We start from the raw sequence: 19,363 nt of genomic DNA, 5'->3' as shown, positions 1-19,363 counted from the left end.
CACGGCGGTAGCTGTCGTGTCCGCGCGTTGTGACCGCGTGCCGGCGCCGCACGGCGCGGGCACGTGTGCACAGGGCGCTGACACACCCGGTGCGGGGGTGTCAGCGGGTGGCGGACCAGGCGGACCACAGGGTGGCGTAGCGGCCGCCGGCGGCGACCAGCTCGTCGTGGGTGCCGGTCTCCACGACGCGGCCCGCGTCGAGCACCACGACGCGGTCCGCGGTGGCGGCCTGGGTGAGGCGGTGGGCCACCACCAGCGCGGTCCGCCCGGCGAGCGCCCGGTCCGCGGCGGCCTCGAGCTCGCGGGCGCCCGCGCTGCCGGCCTCCGCGGTCGCCTCGTCCAGGATCGCGATCGGTGGATCGGCCAGCACCAGCCGCACCAGCGCCAGCTGCTGCGCCTGCGTCACGGTCAGCCGGTGCCCACCCTCACCGACCACCGTGAACAGCCCGTCCGGTAGGGCGTCCACCCAGGACAGTGCGCCGACCCTGCCCAGCGCGTCGCGCAACTCGGCGTCGGTCGCCTCCGGCCGGGCCAGCCGGAGGTCGTCGGCCAACGGGCCGGCGAACACGTGCACCTCCTGGCTGACCAGCGCCACGGTCCGGCGCGTCGCCGCCGGCCCGAGGTCGGTCAGGTCCACCCCGCCGAGGGAGATCGACCCCGCCGCCGGCCGGTGGATCCCGGCGATCAGCTTGGCCAGTGTCGTCTTGCCGGCACCGCTGGCGCCGACCAGCGCGATCCGCTCCCCGGCGCCGATGTCCAGGTCCACCTCGCGCAGCACCTCGTGCCCCGGCGTGTACGCGTGCCCCACACCGGCCGCCTTCACCGTGGCCGCCGCCGGACGCGCGCCGTCCGACTCCACGACGCCGCCCGACTCCACGGCCCCTCCCGAAACCACGGCGGTGCCCGAATCCGTGCCGCCGCCCGCCCCGGCGGTGTCGTGCGCCCCGCCCGCCCCGGTGGTGTTGTACGCGCCGCCCGCCCCGGTGGTGTCGTGCGCCCCGCCCGCCCCGGCCACCGACTCCGTGGGGAGGTCGGCGACGCCGACCAGGCGGGCCAGGCTCGCCCCGGCCGCCTGGGCGTCGTCCACCAGCGCCAGCACGAGGTTGATCGGGTTGAACAGGTTGTGGAAGTACAGCGCCGCCGCGGTGGCCGTGCCGATCGACACCGCGTCCGCCCCGACCAGGACGAAACCGGTGGCCAGCACCGCGGACAGTCCGACGAACTCGGCGAGGTTCAGCCGCGCGAAGAAGCGGGTCACCAGCCGGATTCCGCGCAGCGCCAGGTCCACCGCCGCCTCCGACCGGCGCACCACCCGGTGCACGTGGTCGCCCCGCAGCCGGAACGCGCGCACCGTCCGCGCTCCGCCCACGGTGTCCAGCAGTTGCTGCTGCTGCGCGCCCACCGCCACCCGCTGCGCGGCGTACAGCGCCGGCGCCCGCCGGAGGTACCAGCGCACGGTGTACAGCTGGATCGGCGCCGCCAGCAGCGCGGCCAGCAGGAACCGCCAGTCCAGCACGGTCAGCCCGACCAGGGTCAGCCCGATGGTCAGCGCCGAGCGGCCCAGCTCGGGCAGCGCCTCCCGCACCGACTTCGCGATCACCGACACGTCGTTGGTCACCCGCGCGGTGAGGTCCCCCGACCCGGCCCGCTCCACCCGCTCCAGCGGCAGCCCCAGCACCCGCTCCACGAACCGTTCCCGCAGCGCGGCCAGCATGCCCTCGCCGAGCCGGGCGACCAGGCCGAGGCCCAGCGCCGTCGCCAGCCCGCCGGTCACGGCGACGAGCGCCAGCAGCACCACCGGCCAGGTCAGCGCGCCGGCGGCACGGCCCTGCACCACGACGTCGACGATGTGCCCGAGCAGCGGGGCGGTGAGCAGCCCGACGCCGGTGGCGCAGACCATCGTGCCCAGCGCGGCCACCGCGAGCCACCGGCGCGGGCGCAGCAGCTCGCGCACCACCGCCCAGGTCCGCGCCCCGGTCGCGGTCGGCAGCAGGTCCCGCCCGGCGCCGCTCTCCACGGTCACGACAGCGGTCACGACAGCACCACCTCACGGTAGTCCGTACGGGTGGCGACCAGGTCCGTGTGCGGCCCCTCCGCCGCGACCGTCCCGCCGGCGAGCAGCACCACCCGGTCGGTGGCGGCGAGCAGCGCCGGGCTGGTCGCCACGACGACCGTCGTGCGCCCGCGGCGCAGCTCCCGCAGCGCGCCGGCGATCCGCGCCTCGGTCACCGCGTCCACCGCCGTGGTCGGGTCGTGCACGACGAGCACCGGCGGGTCCGCGGCGAGCGCCCTCGCCAGCGCCACCCGCTGCCGCTGCCCGCCGGACAGTGACCGGGCCCGCTCGGCCAGCACGGTCCGCGGTCCGTCGGGCAGGCTCGCCGCCACCTCGTCGGCCGCGGCCGCCGCGAGCGCGCGCCGCACCCGCTCACCACCGCCGCCCTCCCCGGAACGGGTCGCGGGAAGGACGTTGTCGAGGAGCGTGCCCTCGAACAGGTCCGCGTCGTGGGCCGCGACCACCACCGCCGCGCGCAGCGCCTCGGGGTCCAGCTCGGTCAGCGGCACCCCGTCGAGCTCGACCGTGCCCGCGGCGGGGTCCACCTCCCGGCCGAGGCACTCCAGCAACGCCGTCGCCCCCGCGGGGTCGGGCGCCACCACCCCCACCAGCTCGCCGGGCTCCACCTCGAAGGTCACGTCCCGCAGGGCGCCGTGCCCGACGCCGCGCAGCCGCAGCCCACCGGACACCGGCTCCGGCACCGGCGCACCGGACCCCGTGGCGTACGGCGCGGCCAGCACCGACGCGATCCGGTCCGCCGACGCGCGGCCCTGCGCGAGCTGGCCGTTGACCCACGAGAAGATCTGGAACGGCGTCAGCAGGAACTGCGCCAGCCCGACCGCGGCCACGAGCTGGCCCACGCTGATCGCGCCGGCCATCGCCAGCCACCCGCCGACCAGCGCCACGATCGCGATGAAGATCCCGGTGAGGGCGAGCACTGCGCCGTCGTGCCAGGCCCGTGCCCGTGCCGCGCGCAGGGTCGCGGCCAGTGACGCCCGGCTGGTTCTCCGGTACCGCGCCACCGCCGCCGGCTCGGCGCCGATGCCCTTGAGCACCCGCAGCCCGGCCACCAGGTCGGCGGCGATGCCGGACGCCTGCGCCGCGCGTTCCTGCTCCACCCCGCTGCGGCGCTCCAGCGGGCGGCCGACCAGGTGCGCCAGCCACAGCAGCGGAGGTGTGCCGAGCAGCACCAGCAGCCCGAGCGGCACCGACATCCGCAGCAACGCCACCGCGGCGACCAGCAGCCCGGCGACCGCCGCCACCCCGAACGGCAGCACCCCGTTCACCGTGCCGACCCGCTTCGCGTCACCGGTGGCGATCGACACCAGCGCCCCCGGCAGCCGGCCGCGCTCGGCGCCGCCGCGGGGGTCGAGCACTCGCTCGGTGAGCGCGACCCGCAGCTCGTGGCCGGCCTGCTCGGCGGCCCGTTCCGCGGTCCTGGCGGCGAACCGGTACCCGGTGGACAGCGCGAGGAACAGCGCGGCCAGCACCGCCAGCCAGCGCAGCAGCGCGGGCACCGAGCCGGTGGCCACCGCCTGGTCGACGACCACCCCGATGACGACCGGCACCAGCGCCTCCCCGGCCTGGTGCGTGGCGGCGAGGGCGGTGGCGGCGAGCACGAGGCGTCGCTGGCCGAGGACCGCGCGGCGCAGGACGGACCGGCCGGTCGGCTGCGTGGGCACTCCGCCTCCTGACGGGGTCGGAAACCATGGTCGGCGAGTTGGTAGGTAAGGCTACTCTAACTTCCGGTCCGGGAGTCGAACTGTGGGAGCGGGAACGCGATGCTCGACGTGCGGCTGGTCAACGCCACGATCCTCACGATGGACCCGGCCCACCCGGTGGCCCGCCAGGTGGGGTGGTGGCGGGGCCGGGTCGTGGGGCTCGACGACGCGGTGGCGGGGTTGCCCACGCGGGCCGAGGTGGACCTGGGCGGCGCCACCGTGCTGCCCGGGTTCGTCGACGCGCACGTCCATCTCGTCTGGGCCGGATTGCGGGCACGCGGCGCGTCCGTGGCGCCGTGCGCGCGGGTGCCCGACGTGCTCGCGACCATCGGCGCGGCGGCCGCGCGGGTCCCGCCCGGCGAGTGGGTCGACGTCGTCGGGTACGACCAGCGCCCGCTGGGGCGGCACCTCACCGCCGCGGAGCTCGACTCGGTCGCCCGTGGGCGGAAGGTGTTCGTCGTGCACGACTCGGGGCACGCGTGCGTGGTGAGCAGCGCGGTGCTGGCCGAGCTGCCCGCGGGGGTGTCGCACCGGGACGGGATGCTCGTCGAGGACGGGATGGCCCAGGTGCGGCGGCTGCGGCAGCCGTACCCGGTGGACGACCTGGTGGCCGCGATCGAGCACGCCGGCAGGACGTGCCTGGCGGAGGGGGTCACCTCGGTGGCGGAGGCGGGCATCGGCGGCGGGCTGATCAGTCACAGCCCGGTGGAGCTCGCGGCCTACCAGGAGGCGGCCGACGTCGGGCGGTTGCCGGTGCGGGTGCAGCTCATGGTGGCCGGCGACGCGCTGCGTCCCGCGGCGGCGCATCCCGCGGACGGGATCCCCCGGGCGCTCGACCTGGGGCTGCGCACCGGGTTCGGCGGGGACCGGCTGGGAATCGGGGCGCTGAAGGTGTTCACCGACGGCGGGATGATGCCGCGCACCGCGGCGCTGACGGAGCCGTACCGCGGGCTGGACCACGCCGGCGAGCTGTACGCCGACCCGGAGGTGCTGACCGAGACGATCGTGGCCGGGCACCGGGCGGGGTGGCAGTTGGCCGTGCACGCGATCGGGGACAGGGCGGTGGACGTGGCGCTCGCCGGGCTGGAGCGCGCGCAGCGCGAGCACCCGCGGCCAGCGGCGCGGCACCGGGTGGAGCACGCCGGGCTGGTGCGCCCCGACCAGCTCGCCCGGTTCGCCCGGATTCCCGCGATCGCCGTGGTGCAGCCGAACTTCCTGTGGTACCTCGGCGACGACTACGCCGAGATCATGGGCGAGGAGCGGGCGCCGTGGCTGTACCGGGGGCGGGCGTTCCTGGAGCACGGGGTGGTGCTGGCCGGCAGCTCGGACCGACCGGTCACGCCGGGGGCGCCGCTGCGGGCGATCCAGTTCATGGTGGAGCGGCGGACCGCGGGCGGACGGGCACTCGGGTCGGGGGAGGGTCTCACGGTGGAGGAGGCGGTGCGGGCCTACACCCGCACCGCCGCGCACGCCTGCCACTGGGAGGACTCCCGCGGCACGCTCGCGCCGGGGACGCTCGCCGACCTGGCCGTGCTCGGTGCCGACCCGCGGCGCGTCGACGTGTCCCGGATCGGCGACATCGAGGTCGTCGCCACGGTCATCGGCGGCGAGGTCGCCCACGGCGAGCACTCTGGGAGCCCGCGTGACCGGATGGACACCGGGGCGCGTTGATCCTTCGCCGAATATTCAGTTAGCCTCACCTTAATTCTCGGAGGTCGGGGAACGTCGAGTGACGCGGGCGTACGCCCGCGCGGGAGGAATACCGGTGCCGGTCGCTGCCTGCTCGCCGCCCGGGGCGGATCCGTCCGAGGCGGACGAGCGCGCCGCCGGCACCGACCCCACGAGCCGTCGCCGGTCCGCCGCCGTGCGCGGGCTGGGGCTGCTGGTCGCGCTCGGGGTGCTGACGGCCGTCGCGCTGGTGAGCGTGTGGCTGGGCACCCGCGACATCCCGCTCACCGCCACCTGGTCGGTGCTGTGGCACCCCGACGGCTCCGAGGCGGCCGTGATCATCCACGAGTATCGCATCCCCCGCACCCTGCTCGGCATCGTCGTCGGCGCCGCGCTCGGCCTGGCCGGCGCGCTCATGCAGGGCCTGACCCGCAACCCGCTCGCCGACCCCGGGCTGCTCGGCGTCAGCCTCGGCGCGGCCAGCGGCGTGGTGGTCGCCATCGCCTTCTTCGGCGTGGCCACCGCCCTCGGCTACGTCTGGTTCGCCTTCCTCGGCGCGGCACTCGCCGCCGCGGTGGTGTACCTCCTCGGCGCCGCCGGCGGAGGAATGGCTACCCCGGAACGCCTCGTCCTCGCCGGCTCCGCGCTCACCGCCGTGCTCTTCGCCGGCAACACCGCGGTCTTGCTGCTCGACCCGAGGGCGTTCGACGACTTCCGGTTCTGGAACGTCGGCTCGCTGGCCGGCCGCGGCTACCCCGTGCTGCTGGCCGTGCTGCCGTTCGTCGTGCTGGGCGTCGTCCTCGCGGCGCTGCTGGTCCGGCCGCTCAACGCGCTCGCCCTCGGCGAGCAGGTCGGCCGCGCGCTCGGCGCTCACCCTACCCGCACCCGGGTGCTCGGCGCCGTCGCCGTCACCCTGCTCTGCGGCGCCGCCACCGCCGCGGCCGGACCGCTGTGGTTCGTCGGGCTCGCGGTCCCACACATGGCCCGCCAGCTCGTCGGCCCCGACCAGCGTTGGGTGCTGCCCTACTCCCTGGTCCTGGCGCCGGCGCTGCTGCTCGGCGCCGACGTCCTCGGCCGGGTGCTCAGCGCGCCGCACGAGCTGCAGGTGGGCATCGTCACCGCGTTCCTCGGCGCGCCCGTCTTCATCGCGCTGTGCCGCCGCCGAAAGCTGGCCGCGCTGTGAACGCGCCGGTCACCGGGCGGGTGCTGCGCAGCGGGCGCGACCGGGTGTCGTTCCGCGTCGACGGGCGCAGCGTCGGCGTCGGCGCCGTGCTGGCCACCGCGCTGGCCGCGGTGGTGCTCACCAGCCTCACCACCGGCGAGTTCCCGTTGTCCGTCGGTGACGCGCTGCGCGCACTGGTCGGCGCCGGCGAGCCCGGCCACGAGTTCATCGTCACCACGGTGCGGCTGCCTCGGGTGCTCACCGCGGTGTTCGTCGGCGCGGCGCTCGCGGTCGGCGGCGCGATCCTGCAGAGCCTCACCGGCAACCCGCTCGGCAGTCCGGACATCATCGGCATCACCTTCGGCTCGGCCTCCGGCGCGCTGATCGTCATCGTCCTGGTCAACGAGACGATGCTGCAGATCTCGCTCGGTGCGCTCGCCGGCGGCCTCGGCACGGCGGTGCTGATCTACCTGCTCGCCTACGTCTCCGGCGTGCAGGGGTTCCGGTTCGTGCTGGTCGGCATCGGCGTCGGGGCGATGGCGCTCGCGCTGAACTCCTACCTCATCACCCGGGCCAGCCTGCCCGACGCGCTGGCCGCCCAGGGCTGGCTCATCGGCAGCGTCAACGGGCGTGGCTGGACGCACGCCACCCCGGTCGGGATCGCGCTGGCCGTGCTGGTGCCGCTGGCCCTGTACCACGGCCGCCGGCTGGCCATGCTGGAGCTCGGCGACGACGCCGCCAGGGCGCTCGGTATCGGCGTGGAGCGCAGCCGCCTTGTGCTCATCGTGGTGAGCGTCGCGCTCGCCGCGGTCGCCACCGCCGCGGCGGGGCCGATTGCGTTCGTCGCGCTCGCCGCGCCGCAGCTGGCCCGCCGGCTCACCCGTGCCCCCGGACCCGGGCTGGTGCCAGCGGCGCTGCTGGGCGGGCTGCTGCTGGCCGCGAGCGACCTGCTGGTGCAGCGGCTGTTCCCGACCGGCCAGCTCCCGGTCGGCACCGCGACCGGAACCATCGGCGGGCTCTACCTGATGTGGCTGCTGGCCACCGAGTGGCGAAAGGGACGACCGTGACCCCACGGCTGCATGCCGAGAACCTCACCCTGGCCTACGACCAGCGCACCGTGGCCACCGACCTCGGGGTGCGCATTCCCGACGGCTCGTTCACCGTCATCGTGGGTCCCAACGCGTGTGGGAAGTCGACCCTGCTCAAGGCGCTGGCCCGGATGCTCAAGCCGAGGACCGGCGCGGTGTACCTGGACGGTGCGGTGATCTCGACCTACCGGTCCCGCGAGGTGGCCCGCCGGCTCGGCCTGCTGCCGCAGTCGTCGATCGCGCCGACCGGGATCACCGTCGGGGACCTGGTCGCCCGCGGCCGCTACCCGCACCAGCGGCTGCTGCGGCAGTGGTCCCGCGAGGACGAGGCGGTGGTCACCGAGGCGATGCGGCGCACCGGCGTGCTCGAGCTGTCCGACCGGCTGGTCGACGAGCTCTCCGGCGGCCAGCGGCAACGGGTGTGGCTGGCGATGGTGCTGGCCCAGCAGACGTCGATCCTGCTACTGGACGAGCCCACCACGTTCCTCGACATCGCGCACCAGATCGAGGTGCTCGACCTGTGCGCCGACCTGCACGACCAGGGCAACACCCTGGTGGCCGTGCTGCACGACCTCAACCAGGCGTGCCGGTACGCCAGTCACCTGATCGTGATGCGGCCGGGCGGCACGATCGCCGCCGAGGGCGACCCCGGCGCGATCGTCACCGCGGAGCTGGTGGCCGACGTGTTCGGGTTGCCCTGCCGGGTGATCGCCGACCCGGAGACCGCCACCCCGCTGATCGTGCCGCTGCGCCGCCGCGCGGACCAGCCCGCCACGGTCGGGGCGGCTGTGGTCTCTCGGGCCGCGGCGGGCGGGTGAGCCGCGTCAGACGTTGGTGATCTCGTCGATCAGCGAGTCGACGTCGAAGTACTCGTGCTCGGCGCCCAGCGCCACGAGGTCGGTCGACGCGGCCAGGAACCGCTCGACGTCCTCGCGCTGCATCTCCACCACGGCGTAGCCGTCCGGCGACTCGAGCTCGAGCACCAGTACGTCCTCGTCCACCGAGAGGTCGGGGCGGACCCGCACGTCGCCGATCCCGGCCGGCTTGGTCAGCCCGTCGACGAGCAGGTCGCGGGCGAACGTCCACTCGATCCACCGGCCCTTCTCGGCCTGGAACGCGATCGCCACGGCATAGGGCTCGTGCGCCACGTAGGCGCAGCGGGAGAGCACGGGGGCGGCGCAACCGTTGAGTGCGACGAACTGGTGCTGGTGAACGGCGTCGGTGATCACGTCTCGCCCCTTCTGTTCCGTGTTCGCGGCGCGAACGGGGTGTCGCAGAAGGGATGGCCGCCACGACGCGTCGTGACGCGCGGCCCGCTGGTATTCACGTGATCGGGTGTATGTCGGCCGATTCCGGTAACGCAGGTCACACCGCTGGTCGCGGCTCAGACGCCCCAGTCCGGCCGCAGCGGCATCGCGGCGTCGCCGTCCGGGCCGACCTTGACCCCGAGCGCCTGGTGCAACTCGAGCTGGTGCCGTTCGAACCCCAGCTGCGACGCGGCCATGTACAGCGCCCACACCCTGGCCCTGCGGATCCCGGCCTCGGCCACCGCCTCGTCCCAGTGGGCGTCGAGGTTGGCGCACCACGCGGCCAGCGTGCGGCCGTAGTGCTCGCGCAGGTTCTCCTCGTGCCGGATCTCGAAGCCGTTGTCCTGCATCACCGCGAGGATCTCGCCGATGCCCTCCAACTCCCCGTCGGGGAAGACGTAGCGGTCGATGAACGGACCGGCCCGGTGCGGGGCGCGGGTGGTGGACCGGGTGCTGCAGTGGTTGAGCAGCCGGCCCCGCGGGCGCAGCCGGCTGGCGAGGAACCGGAAGTACGCGGGCAGGTTGCGGGCGCCGATGTGCTCGGTGAGCCCGATCGACGACACCGCGTCGAAGCCGGTCTCGGTGACGTCGCGGTAGTCCAGGTGGCGCACCTCGGCCCGGTCGGCCAGCCCCTGCGCCACGATCTCCTTCTGTGCCCACTGCGCCTGCTCCCGGGACAGCGTGACCCCCAGCGCCGTCACCCCGTAGTGCCGGACGGCGTGGATCACCATCGAGCCCCAGCCGCAGCCGACGTCGAGCAGCCGCATCCCCGGGCGCAGCCCGAGCTTGCGGCACACCAGGTCGAACTTGTGCCACTGGGCCTGCTCCAGCGGCGCGTCCGGCTCCGGGTAGCAGGCGCAGGTGTAGGCCATGGACGGGCCGAGCACGAGCTCGTAGAACCGGTTGGACACGTCGTAGTGGCGGGAGATGGCGACGCTGTCCCGCCGCTTGGAGTGCCGAAGGCCGAGCAGGCCGCGGCGGACCCGGCCGGGCAGCTCCTCCGGCGGCACCGGCACCCGGCGCAGGTGCCCCGGCGCCAGCTCGCGCAGCAGGCGCAGGGCGTCCCGCCAGTTCAGCGCGTCCAGCACCGGCAGCAACGCGCCCAGCAGGGTGTGCAGGTCGCCGTCGACCCGCAGGTGTCCGGTGACGTACGCGCGGGCGAGACCGAGCTCGCCGGGCGCGGACAGCAGGTAGCTCAGTGCGGTGGGGGTGCTGATGTCGAGACGAACGGGTGCCTCCGGTGCCCCGCCGACGCTGCCGTCGTAGGCGGTCAGCGCCAGCGGCAGGTCCGGTGGCAAGAGGCGGTCGAGGGCCTGGGCGATGCCGCCCGTGGTCCGGCTCATGGGGTACCTCCTCGCATGTCAGGTGATGTCACTGCCCGCGGACGCACTTGTCGTACAGGTCGAGCAGCCGCTCCTCCGGGTCGTACCGGCGCTTCAACTCCCGGTAGGCCGGCCCGTTGTACAGCCGCCAGAACTCGTCCTCCGGGTAGTAGCTCGCCGAATACAGCGACTTGCGGCCGCCCAGGTCGGCCACGACCCGCTCGATGCGCCGGTTGGTGGTGCCCTCTTCCGCGCCGTCCGGCAGGGGCACCGACGACCAGAACCCGAAGTTGACGTAGCAGGTGTCCGGGTCCAGCTCGTAGAGCGGCCACCGGACGTCGGCGCGCTGCCGCAGCGGGCACACCCACACCGGGCTGATCGGCACCTCGCGGTGGAAGAAGTCGAGGAACTCCGCCGCGCGCTCGACCGGCACCTCGATGTCCTGCACCACGGGTTCCCGCGGGGTACCGCCGCGGAGCCGGGTGACGCGGTCCAGCACCCGGTGCCGGCGGTCGAACGCCACGACCTTCCAGTACACGTCCGAGCGCAGCAGCCGCCGGCCCAGCAGCAGCCGCACCGGGCGGTGTTGCACGCCCAGCGCCTCCGAACACCAGAACCAGTCGGTGTCCCAGCGCCAGAGGTAGTCGCGCACGGTGAGGTAGTCCTCGGCGCGCCGGCGGATCGACCGGTAGTAGATGTCCAGCCAGGTGTAGTCGCTGGTGTAGGGCGCCTCGTCGGTGAAGGTGCCCAGTGTCAGGTAGAGCTCGTCCGGGCCGAACACGGTGCCGTCGACGAAGTCCACGCCCAGGCCGGCGTGCCGCCGGGTCCGGCACACCTCGGCCAGCGCGGCGAAGTAGTCCTCGGCCCTGGTGTGCCGCACGTGGCGGAGGCGGACGTAGGGCCGCACCGGCTCGAGCTCGATCCGCAGCCGCAGGGCGTAGCCGAGCGTGCCGTAGGAGTTGGGGAAGCCGGAGAACAGGTCGCGGTGCTCGCCCTCCGGCCGCGCCACCACGATCCGGCCGTCCCCGGTGAGCAGCTCCAGCTCCAGCACCGACTCGTGCGGCATGCCGTTGCGGAACGACGACGACTCGATGCCCAACCCGGTCACCGCGCCGCCGAGCGTGATCGTCTTCAGCTGGGGCACCACCAGCGGCATGAGACCGTGCGGCAGGGTGGCGTCCACCAGCTGCTCGTAGGTGACCATGCCCTCGACGTCGGCGGTGCGGGCGACCGGGTCCACGTCCAGCACGTGCCGGAAGCCACTGACGTCGAGGCCGGGCGCCGCCGGGTTGGACCGGCCGCGGAAGAGGTTGGAGGTGCGCTTGGCCAGCCGCACCGGCGCGCCCGGCGGGAGCGCCGCGAGCTGCGCGCGCAGCCGGTCGACCCGGTCGTCGTGAGACTCGCGCGCCGCCCGACCCGGCGCGCCGACCCCGTTCCCGACACCTCCGCCCGCGCTGCCCCGCATGGGCCCATCCTCGCCCGCCGCGCGCTTCCGCGCCACTCACTTCCCCCCGGCGTGCCGGAGGAAGGCCACCGGCACCGCGTCGCGCGGTACCGGTGGCCTTCTCGGCGTTCGCCCGGTCAGGTGCAGGCCGGGGCGACCGGGTCGTTGCTCCCGGTGTCGAGGAAGCCGTCGCTGATCCAGCGGCCGGTGTCCAGCTTGTTCCACAGGTCGGTGCGGCCCCAGACACCGTCCACGGCGTCACCGCGGGCGGTGCAGGCGATCCGCACGACGGTCCCGTGGCTCACCGTCCCGACGACGTCGTAGCTCAGGCCGGGGCCGGAGCGGAGGTTGACGCTGCTGTAGTTGCCGCTGTTCACCGTGCCGGTGGGCAGCGCCGGCTCGCCGTCGCTCGGCCCGTAGTTGGTCAGTCGGCCGCCGCGGCCCACCCGGGTGCTGCCGCGCTGGGCGTAGCCGCCGTAGGCCGAGGCGCCCTCGAAGAACGTCCAGCCACCGATGGTCATGTTGTTGACGCTGATGTGGGTGTTGCCGCGCAGCAGCGACAGGTGGACGTGCGCACCGGAGCTGGAGCCGCCGCAGGGCAGCTCGTTGCCGATGTGGCCGAGGTAGGTGCCGGTCTGCACCGCGCTGCCGTCGGGCAGGGTGGTCAGGTTGTACATGTGGTAGTAGGTCGTGCTGTAACCGTTGGGGTGCACCACCTTCACCAGCGCGCTGCGGCCGCGGATGCAGCTCTTGTACACCCGGCCGGGTCCTGCCGAGAGCACCCGCCCGTCGCCGCCGTTGAAGTCGATCGAGCTGAACGGCCGGCTGTTGCCGCTGTTGCCGTGCGGGCCGCCGCCCATCCACCAGGCCACGCCCTTCGCCCAGGGCAGGCCGAGCCCGGTGTCGGCCATCGGTGCGGCCTGCTGCGCGGTGAAGTTGTCGGTGAACAACTCCTTCTCCGGCTCGCTGACCACCGCGGCCGGCGCCCGCCGGGCGAGGTCGACGAACTCGGCCGTGCCGTCCAGCGCGACCCGCCACCCCGCCGCCTCGCGGTGCGCGACGAACAGGGCCGACTCGGGCGCGGCGTGGGCGTGCTCCGGCAGCGGGATCGTGGTGCTGCCGAACGCCCACTCGGCCGCACTCCTGCTGGGCTCGACCAGCGGATCGGGCAGGGTGGTGGTCTCGTACTCGTGCTGGGCGGCCGCGCCGCGCTGGGCGAGCATCGTCGCCCGCACCGACTCGGTGAGGTCGGCCGGGGCGGTCGAGGGTTGGCCGGGGGTGCCCGCCGCGGGTGGGGTGAGCACGGCCACGGCCGTGATGAGGCCCGCCGCCGAGGCGAGGAGCCGTCGTGTCAATGCCGACATTGTGTGTCCTCCGGGGATGGAGCACGTGCAGGGAAGCCGCCGCCGGGCGCAGCGTGGTCGGCGGGTGCCGACCGCCGGTGGGGTTCGGGCCTCGACTGCGCCCGGACGGCCGCCGAAGCAGGAAATCGGGGTACCTACCGGCGCGTCAAGACCCGCTACTAACGGCGCTTGTGCGGGCTGAAACCGCCGCCGAATACTGTTGACCCGCGCTGCCGGAAACGTCCCTGTTCCACCGCCCGCTTCCAGGTGAACGGGGAGCGGGGACCGGGGGACGTCGGCCGGAAAACTGTGGTCTTCCACAGTTTTCGCCAGAGCGGGCCAGGTTGGTCACGGACGGGATTGGGAGGTGCGGACGTGTCGTCGCAGACGGTGCCGGCGCGGGGCGGGCAGCGCTCGCCCGATGTGGACCTGCTGCTGCACGCCGGACCGTTCCACGCCGCCCTGCGCGCCGCGATCGAGGACAGCGGGCTCACCCTGGAGGGGGTGCGGCACCGGCTGGCCCAGCGCGGGATCAGGGTCAGCCTGGCCAGCCTCAGCTACTGGCAGCAGGGCCGCAGCCGCCCCGAGCGGGCCGACTCGCTGCGCGCGGTGCGCGCGATCGAGCACATCCTCGGCCTGCCCGCGCACTCGCTGGCGGCGCTGCTCGGACCACCACGGCCGCGCGGCCGGTGGACCCGGCGGAACACCCCGGACCAGCACTACGACGGGCTGCTGGAGCCGGCCGCCGCGCTGGCCCAGACGGTGCGGCCGGTGCTCGGCCCCTCCGATCACAAGCTGCGGGTGTTCAGCCAGGAGGACCGGGTGCGGGTGGGCGCGGACCGGGCGATCCGCGTGGTGCGGACGAGCGTGGTGGTGCGGGCGCTGGAGGACGACCCGGACCGCTTCCTGGCGGTCTACTGTGCCGAGCCCGGCAGCCGTGCCGGCGACATCCTGCCCTCCGCGGGGGAGAACTGCCGGCTCGGCCGGGTGCGCCGCCACCCGCACGCCCCGGTGATCGCGATCGAGTTGCTGTTCGACCGCCGGTTGCGGGCCGGCGAGACGCACCTGTTCGACTACCAGTTCACCATCGACTCAGCGGTGCCCAGCGTCGACTACCGCCGCGGGTTCCGGTACCCGGGCGACAGCTACGTCCTCGGTATCCGGTTCGCCGAGGAGTCCATTCCGGTGCGGTGCTTCGCGTTCACCCAGCACGAACCGCACGGCGGATCCAACGTGGACGGTGAGCTGCCGGTCACCCCCGGCCGGTGGGTGCACCGGGTGGCCAGGGACCTCCGGCCCGGCGTGCTCGGCGTCCGCTGGGAGTGGGAGTAGCAGCCCCGCCGTGTTCGCCGCCGGCGTCGCCGTGTTCGCCGTTCGGGCTTGCGCACGGGGCGAGCGTGGACGAATTCGGAGCGGGTCACCCGGCCCGCTGCGGTCCCGGCCCTTCGGCCTCCCGCAGCAGCGCGACCGCCCGGTCGGCGACCTCGGCGTCCACCAGGACGTCGTGCGACTGCGCCCGGAAGCTGGGCACCGAGCTGAAGTCGCGCCGGCCGCCGGACAGCGCGTGGGCCACCAGGGCCACCACGGCACCGATGATCGCGCCGAACACCGCGCCGTACAGGGCCAGCAGCAGGCTCGCGATCAGCGGGGCCACCCAGTCGAACAGGCCGAACAGCCAGCCGATCAGTGCGCCGACGACGGCGCCGGACACCGCGCCGCGACCGGCCGCGCTGAGGTAGGTGGTCCGGCCGGTGATCTGCTCCACCATCTCCAGGCCCCTGCCGACGATCATCGCGCGCTCCACCGGGAAGTCGTGGTCGGACAGGTGGTCCACCGCGCGCTCGGCGTCGGCGTAGTCGCCGTAGCTGGCGATCACCTGCCGGGGCGGCGTCGGGGTCGTGGTGGGCCGTGGCGTACTCATCGGACTCTCCTTCTCGGACGGTCTGGAACGGTTGTGGTGGTGCGGACGTCAGGTCGGCTCGGTCTCCGGCTCGCGGAGCACGGCGACCGGACAGGGGGCGGAGTAGAGCACCGCGTGGCTGACCGAGCCGAGCAGCGCGCGGCGCAGCGGGCCACGGCCGTGGCTGCCGACCACGAGCAGCGCCGCCCCCTCGGCCCGGTCCAGCAGGGCGTGCGCCGGCCGGTCGGTCACGCTCGTCCAGTCCACCCGCACGTCGGGATGGTCGGGCTGGTGGGCGAACACGTGCCGCCGGGCCAGCTCGTCGGTCTCCGCGCGCAGCTCCTCCGGGCCTGGTTGCTCGATCCTGGCCGGCTCCAGCAGGTCCAGCGGCCGGTCGGACCAGGCGTGCACGGCGTGCAGCGGCAGGTGGTGCCGGGCGGCGAAGGCGAACGCGAAGCCGACGGCCCTGGCGCTGGTGGTCGAGCCGTCCACGCCGACGACCACCGGCCGGTCCGTGCGCCGATCCGTCCGCGCACCGTCACCGCGGACCACGACGACCGGCTGGCGCACGGTGCGGACCAGCTCGTCGGCGGTGCTGCCCAGCACGAGGCGGGACACCGCGCCGTGGCCGGACGCGCCGAGCACGAGCAGTTCGGCGTCGACGTCGTCGAGCACGCGGGGCACGGTCTCCTCAGGACGCCCTTCCGGGAGCTCACCGTGGACGTCCAGGTCCGGCCATTCCCGCCGGATCTCGGCCACCACGCCGTCGAGCTGCTCGTTCGCGAACAGCTTCAGCCGGTCCTCGCCGAGTCGCCAGCTCGCGGAGGTGGCGCCCTGCGCCGCCTCCGGCACGCCCCACTCGAACGACTCGACCACCACGAGCGGTCGGCCGCGGGCCCCGGCCTCGTGGGCCGCCCAGCGCACCGCGGCGCGGGCACCGTCGGAGCCGTCGAATCCCACCACCACCGCACGGTCCGTACGGTCCCTGCCGGGTGCCGTCACTCCTCGCCTCCCTCGGGTCGCCCGGCGCGAACCGGGTACTCGGTCAGGGCACGTGCACTGCATGCCCGGTCGGTGGGTGCCTTACACCTCCGCGCCGGGATCGGGGGGCGCCGACAGCAACGTCAGTGATGCCGACGAGAGGAGCGAAGGACGTGTCGACGACCACGACCCGAGCCAGGGCGCGACGCTGGTGGGACGCGGGGAAGCGGGTGCTGCGCGAGGTGCGGCAGGACCAGATCCCGCTGGCCTCGGCGGGGGTGGCGTTCTTCGGCATGCTCGCGCTGGTGCCCGCGTTGATCGGGGTGTTCACCGTGTTCGCGCTGGTCGCCGACCCCGGCCACGTCCGGGCGCAGATCACGCCGCTGCTGAACGCGCTGCCGGGCGCGGCGGCCGACGCGATGGCCGACCAGCTCAGCTCGGCGGCGAACCTCGGCGCGCAGGGGCTGACGTTCGGCCTGCTGGCCAGCGTGGTGGCCGTGCTGTGGAGCACGTCCACGGCGGTACGGGCGCTGATGACCGCCACCAACCGCGCGTTCGACCGCGGTGAGACCCGGGGCTTCCTGCGGCTGCGGGGGCTGGCCGTGCTGTTCAGCCTCGGCGGGCTCGTGGTGGCGGCGGTCGTCGTCGGCGCGGTCGCGGCGCTCCCGCTCATCCTGAACGTGCTGGGCGTGTCGGAGCACACCCGGTGGTTGGTCGGGCTGGTCCGCTGGGTCGCCGTGGTGGTGCTGGTCGGCGGCGTGCTCGCCGTGCTCTACCGGTACGGACCGGACCGCGACCCCGGCGACCGCCGCTGGCTCAGCTGGGGCATCCTCGTCGCGCTGGTCGTGTGGCTGGGCGGCTCGGTGGGCATGTCGCTGTACGTCGACAACTTCGGTACCTACCACGGCACCTACGGCGCGCTGGCCGGGATCGTGGTGTTCCTGCTCTGGCTGTACCTGTCGTCGTTCGCGGTCCTGCTCGGCGCCGAGGTCGACGCCGAGCTGGACCGCCGGCGCCGCGAGGGTCAGGCGTCCTCGGCGCGAGCGTCGGGTTGAGCGTTGGTCCGCGCCCGGCGGCCCCACAGCGAGGTCAGCACCCCGACCGCGGTGAGCACCGCGATCAGCGCGCCCATCACGATGTCGTTGACCGTCACCGGCCGGGACTCGGCGGCGAAACCGAGCACGTACGGCGCGGCCACCAGCCAGATCCCGAGCACGATCGGCACCCAGCTCCACGGCAGAGTCGCGTACGGCGACACCGCCCGCGCTCCGGCGACCAGGAAGACCAGGACGCCCACCAGGATGTCGTTCCACGCGGCGTTGAACCCGGCGGCGGTGCCCGGGTGGTCGAGCAGCCAGGGGGAGACGACCAGCCAGACGCCGGCGAGCATGGCCAGCGCGTTCGGGAAGCCGGCCAGCACCTCCCGGAACGAGTAGGACCGGGCGGGCCGCGCGTAGCGATCGGCCGGCACCGCCGACGGGCTCGCGTACGGCGGGCGCATGCCCTTCCACGGCCCGTACTGCTCCTGCGGTACCAGGGGAGTGGCCCGGTCGTCGTCTCGCCTGTCGTGCGTGTTCACTGCGGCCTCCTCTCGTCGGGTTCGGGGTACCCGGCCGGCCGGGGTTATGCCCCTGGCGGGTCACCCGCGCCACTGTGGCGAGTGACGCGGCGATTGGACACCGGCGACGGGGGTATCCCGCCGCCGGTAAGGAGGTGCGTCAGATGACCGAGAAGAGCAGCCTGCACAAGGGCGAGGGCAGCTCGCGCTCCCTGGAGTACGCGCAGGAGATCACCTCGCCCGAGGACCAGCCGGAGCGGGCCGGGCGCAGCCTGGCGACCACCAATCACGACGTCATCCGGCAGTGGGCCGAGGCGCGCGACGCCAAGCCCGCCACCGTGCCGGGTACCGAGCACGGTGACCGGCTCGGTGTGCTGCGCTTCGACTTCCCCGGCTACGGCGGGGATGACCTGAAGCACGTCAGCTGGGACGAGTGGTTCACGACCTTCGATCAGCGCCGGTTGAACTTCATCTACCAGGAGGAGCGCTCGGACGGCACGCAGAGCAACTTCTTCCGGCTGGAGAACCCGGACCGCGAGGACGCCTGACCCGCCGGACGCCCGGCCGGGAGCCCGCCGGGCGCCGTTCAGGTGGGCCGGACGTCGGTCACGGCCAGCGGAACGCCCTGCTGGCAGGTGGTCAGCGTGTCCGGCTCGACCCGGCCGGTGACCACCACCTCCGCGCCCGGCTTGGCCATCGCGCCACCGGCCCCGAGCAGCAGGTACTGCTCAGTGCCGGTGGCCAGGATCAGGCACCCTGGCTCCACCCCGTCCTGCACCACTCCGCGCACCGTCACCTCCGCACCAGGCGGATGGGTGCCCGGCGGCGGGGGCGGACTCGTGGGTGGACGTGGGCTGTCGGGCGAGTGGGGTGGGGAGGCGGGCGCCGACGTCTCGGTCGGCTCGCCGCCCGGCTCCCCGGGCGGCGTGGCCGCGTCGCAGGCGGCGACGAGGCAGAGCAGGAGCAGTCCGGGCAGCAGCAGTCGGCCGACGTACCGCGGTCGGGCGGGTGCGGTCACGGTTGGTCCTCTCGGGTGGGTGAGGCGGTGGGTGAGGCGGTGGTGCCCTCCATCCTGCGGCAGGAACGGGTTTTCCGCCGCTACCCCCGGGTAATCGAGAGCTGCCCGAACCGAATGCCGAACACGCGATGGGAATGCCATGACGACGACCGAACGTCACGATCTGATCAGCGTGATCACCGACGACCACCGCCAGGTCGAGGCGGTGTTCAGTGAGCTGGAGAAGAGGACCGGAAGCCCGCAGCACCGCCGGGACCTCGCCGACCACGTGATCGCCGAGCTGGTCCGGCACTCCGTCGCCGAGGAGCAGTACATGTACCCGGCGGCGCGCAAGCACCTGCCCAACGGCGACCAGATCGCCGACCACGAGATCGCCGAGCACGCCGAGGCCGAGCAGGTGATGAAGCAGCTGGAGAACGTGGAACCGACCGACCCGAGGTTCGACCAGCTGCTCGGCCAGCTCATCGCCGACATCCGGCACCACGTCGAGGACGAGGAGAACGACCTGCTGCCCAAGCTCCAGCAGGCCTGCTCGGAGGAGGAGCTGCGGGAGCTGGGGGAGAAGGTGCTGCGGGCCAAGGAGATCGCACCGACCCGCCCGCACCCCTCGGCCCCGGACAAGCCGCCGGCCAACCGGATCCTCGACCCGGGCGCCGGGCTGATCGACAAGATCCGCGACGGGCTCAGCGGCCGCAGCAAGAACACCTGATCGCGGACGTGGAAAGCCCCTGGAGGTCACCGGGCCCGAGTTCGGTGACCTCCAGGGGCCGCTCGTGTTCGCGTGACCGGTGCGCCCGG

The 19,363-nt window shown here is 74.2% G+C and carries 18 protein-coding genes; 8 read left to right on the top strand and 10 right to left on the bottom strand.

The features are described from left to right. Positions 1 to 100: 100 nt before the first annotated feature. Both BM051_RS23895 and BM051_RS23890 read right to left on the bottom strand, forming a co-directional pair. Entirely contained in the window at positions 101 to 2,035 is a 1,935-nt protein-coding gene (locus BM051_RS23895; protein WP_243859769.1) for an ABC transporter ATP-binding protein, read from the bottom strand. Next, positions 2,032 to 3,735: an ABC transporter transmembrane domain-containing protein gene (locus BM051_RS23890; RefSeq protein ID WP_092534768.1), complete on the bottom strand. Its 1,704-nt coding sequence runs from the start codon at positions 3,733 to 3,735 to the stop codon at positions 2,032 to 2,034. The genes BM051_RS23895 and BM051_RS23890 overlap by 4 nt, the downstream gene beginning before the upstream one ends. Positions 3,736 to 3,834: 99 nt before the next feature. Between BM051_RS23890 and BM051_RS23885 the strand changes: the two genes are divergently transcribed. The 4 genes from BM051_RS23885 to BM051_RS23870 all read left to right on the top strand — a co-directional run bounded on the left by BM051_RS23885 (position 3,835) and on the right by BM051_RS23870 (position 8,510). Further along, on the top strand, positions 3,835 to 5,445 hold the full coding sequence (locus BM051_RS23885) for an amidohydrolase (protein ID WP_092534765.1): 1,611 nt from the start codon (positions 3,835 to 3,837) through the stop codon (positions 5,443 to 5,445). 94 nt (positions 5,446 to 5,539) lie between these two features. Continuing rightward, a complete protein-coding gene (locus BM051_RS23880) occupies positions 5,540 to 6,625 on the top strand; it encodes a FecCD family ABC transporter permease (RefSeq protein ID WP_092534762.1) in 1,086 nt (361 codons plus the stop codon). Beyond that, entirely contained in the window at positions 6,622 to 7,671 is a 1,050-nt protein-coding gene (locus tag BM051_RS23875) for a FecCD family ABC transporter permease (RefSeq protein ID WP_243859767.1), read from the top strand. Before BM051_RS23880 ends, BM051_RS23875 begins: the two co-directional genes overlap by 4 nt. After that, positions 7,668 to 8,510: an ABC transporter ATP-binding protein gene (locus BM051_RS23870; RefSeq protein ID WP_177216995.1), complete on the top strand. Its 843-nt coding sequence runs from the start codon at positions 7,668 to 7,670 to the stop codon at positions 8,508 to 8,510. The genes BM051_RS23875 and BM051_RS23870 overlap by 4 nt, the downstream gene beginning before the upstream one ends. 6 nt (positions 8,511 to 8,516) lie before the next feature. On the opposite strand, the gene BM051_RS23865 is transcribed toward BM051_RS23870, so the two are convergent. The 4 genes from BM051_RS23865 to BM051_RS23850 all read right to left on the bottom strand — a co-directional run bounded on the left by BM051_RS23865 (position 8,517) and on the right by BM051_RS23850 (position 13,120). Then, on the bottom strand, positions 8,517 to 8,921 hold the full coding sequence (locus BM051_RS23865) for an SsgA family sporulation/cell division regulator (RefSeq protein WP_092534756.1): 405 nt from the start codon (positions 8,919 to 8,921) through the stop codon (positions 8,517 to 8,519). Between the two features lie 155 nt (positions 8,922 to 9,076). After that, the gene (locus tag BM051_RS23860; protein ID WP_092534753.1) at positions 9,077 to 10,342 is read right to left on the bottom strand and encodes an SAM-dependent methyltransferase; all 1,266 of its coding nucleotides are present in this window, start codon (positions 10,340 to 10,342) and stop codon (positions 9,077 to 9,079) included. A gap of 28 nt (positions 10,343 to 10,370) precedes the next feature. Next, on the bottom strand, positions 10,371 to 11,786 hold the full coding sequence (locus BM051_RS23855; protein ID WP_092534750.1) for an FAD-binding oxidoreductase: 1,416 nt from the start codon (positions 11,784 to 11,786) through the stop codon (positions 10,371 to 10,373). A 116-nt stretch (positions 11,787 to 11,902) separates the two neighbouring features. After that, positions 11,903 to 13,120: a M23 family metallopeptidase gene (locus BM051_RS23850; RefSeq protein WP_166677832.1), complete on the bottom strand. Its 1,218-nt coding sequence runs from the start codon at positions 13,118 to 13,120 to the stop codon at positions 11,903 to 11,905. A 363-nt stretch (positions 13,121 to 13,483) separates the two neighbouring features. Here BM051_RS23850 and BM051_RS23845 point away from each other — a divergent pair, with 363 nt between their 5' ends. Then, positions 13,484 to 14,440: a helix-turn-helix domain-containing protein gene (locus BM051_RS23845; protein ID WP_092534744.1), complete on the top strand. Its 957-nt coding sequence runs from the start codon at positions 13,484 to 13,486 to the stop codon at positions 14,438 to 14,440. A gap of 85 nt (positions 14,441 to 14,525) precedes the next feature. Here the strand turns inward: BM051_RS23845 and BM051_RS23840 are convergent, their stop codons facing one another. Further along, positions 14,526 to 15,029 carry a YflT domain-containing protein gene (locus tag BM051_RS23840; protein WP_092534741.1) on the bottom strand — a complete coding sequence of 168 codons (504 nt, stop codon included), beginning with the start codon at positions 15,027 to 15,029 and terminating at the stop codon, positions 14,526 to 14,528. A gap of 48 nt (positions 15,030 to 15,077) precedes the next feature. Continuing rightward, entirely contained in the window at positions 15,078 to 16,010 is a 933-nt protein-coding gene (locus tag BM051_RS23835; protein ID WP_243859765.1) for a universal stress protein, read from the bottom strand. Positions 16,011 to 16,162: 152 nt separating this feature from the next. Here BM051_RS23835 and BM051_RS23830 point away from each other — a divergent pair, with 152 nt between their 5' ends. Beyond that, a complete protein-coding gene (locus BM051_RS23830) occupies positions 16,163 to 17,044 on the top strand; it encodes a YihY/virulence factor BrkB family protein (protein ID WP_166677831.1) in 882 nt (293 codons plus the stop codon). Here BM051_RS23830 and BM051_RS23825 read toward each other — a convergent pair. Continuing rightward, the gene (locus tag BM051_RS23825; protein ID WP_243859764.1) at positions 17,014 to 17,568 is read right to left on the bottom strand and encodes an SPW repeat protein; all 555 of its coding nucleotides are present in this window, start codon (positions 17,566 to 17,568) and stop codon (positions 17,014 to 17,016) included. The two genes, BM051_RS23830 and BM051_RS23825, sit on opposite strands and share 31 nt — an antisense overlap. Before the next feature lie 143 nt (positions 17,569 to 17,711). On the opposite strand from BM051_RS23825, the gene BM051_RS23820 reads away from it, so the two are divergent. Continuing rightward, the gene (locus tag BM051_RS23820; protein ID WP_092534732.1) at positions 17,712 to 18,095 is read left to right on the top strand and encodes a hypothetical protein; all 384 of its coding nucleotides are present in this window, start codon (positions 17,712 to 17,714) and stop codon (positions 18,093 to 18,095) included. A 38-nt stretch (positions 18,096 to 18,133) separates the two neighbouring features. Here the strand turns inward: BM051_RS23820 and BM051_RS23815 are convergent, their stop codons facing one another. Further along, positions 18,134 to 18,565: a hypothetical protein gene (locus tag BM051_RS23815; protein WP_208326015.1), complete on the bottom strand. Its 432-nt coding sequence runs from the start codon at positions 18,563 to 18,565 to the stop codon at positions 18,134 to 18,136. 139 nt (positions 18,566 to 18,704) lie between these two features. Here BM051_RS23815 and BM051_RS23810 point away from each other — a divergent pair, with 139 nt between their 5' ends. Beyond that, positions 18,705 to 19,274 carry a hemerythrin domain-containing protein gene (locus BM051_RS23810; protein WP_092534729.1) on the top strand — a complete coding sequence of 190 codons (570 nt, stop codon included), beginning with the start codon at positions 18,705 to 18,707 and terminating at the stop codon, positions 19,272 to 19,274. Positions 19,275 to 19,363: the final 89 nt, after the last annotated feature.

This window comes from Amycolatopsis arida (genome assembly GCF_900115565.1).
GTDB classification, from domain to species: Bacteria; Actinomycetota; Actinomycetes; order Mycobacteriales; family Pseudonocardiaceae; genus Yuhushiella; species Yuhushiella arida.
The sequence above is the reverse complement of the archived record's forward strand: the minus strand, read 5'-3'. Positions and strand labels throughout refer to the sequence as shown.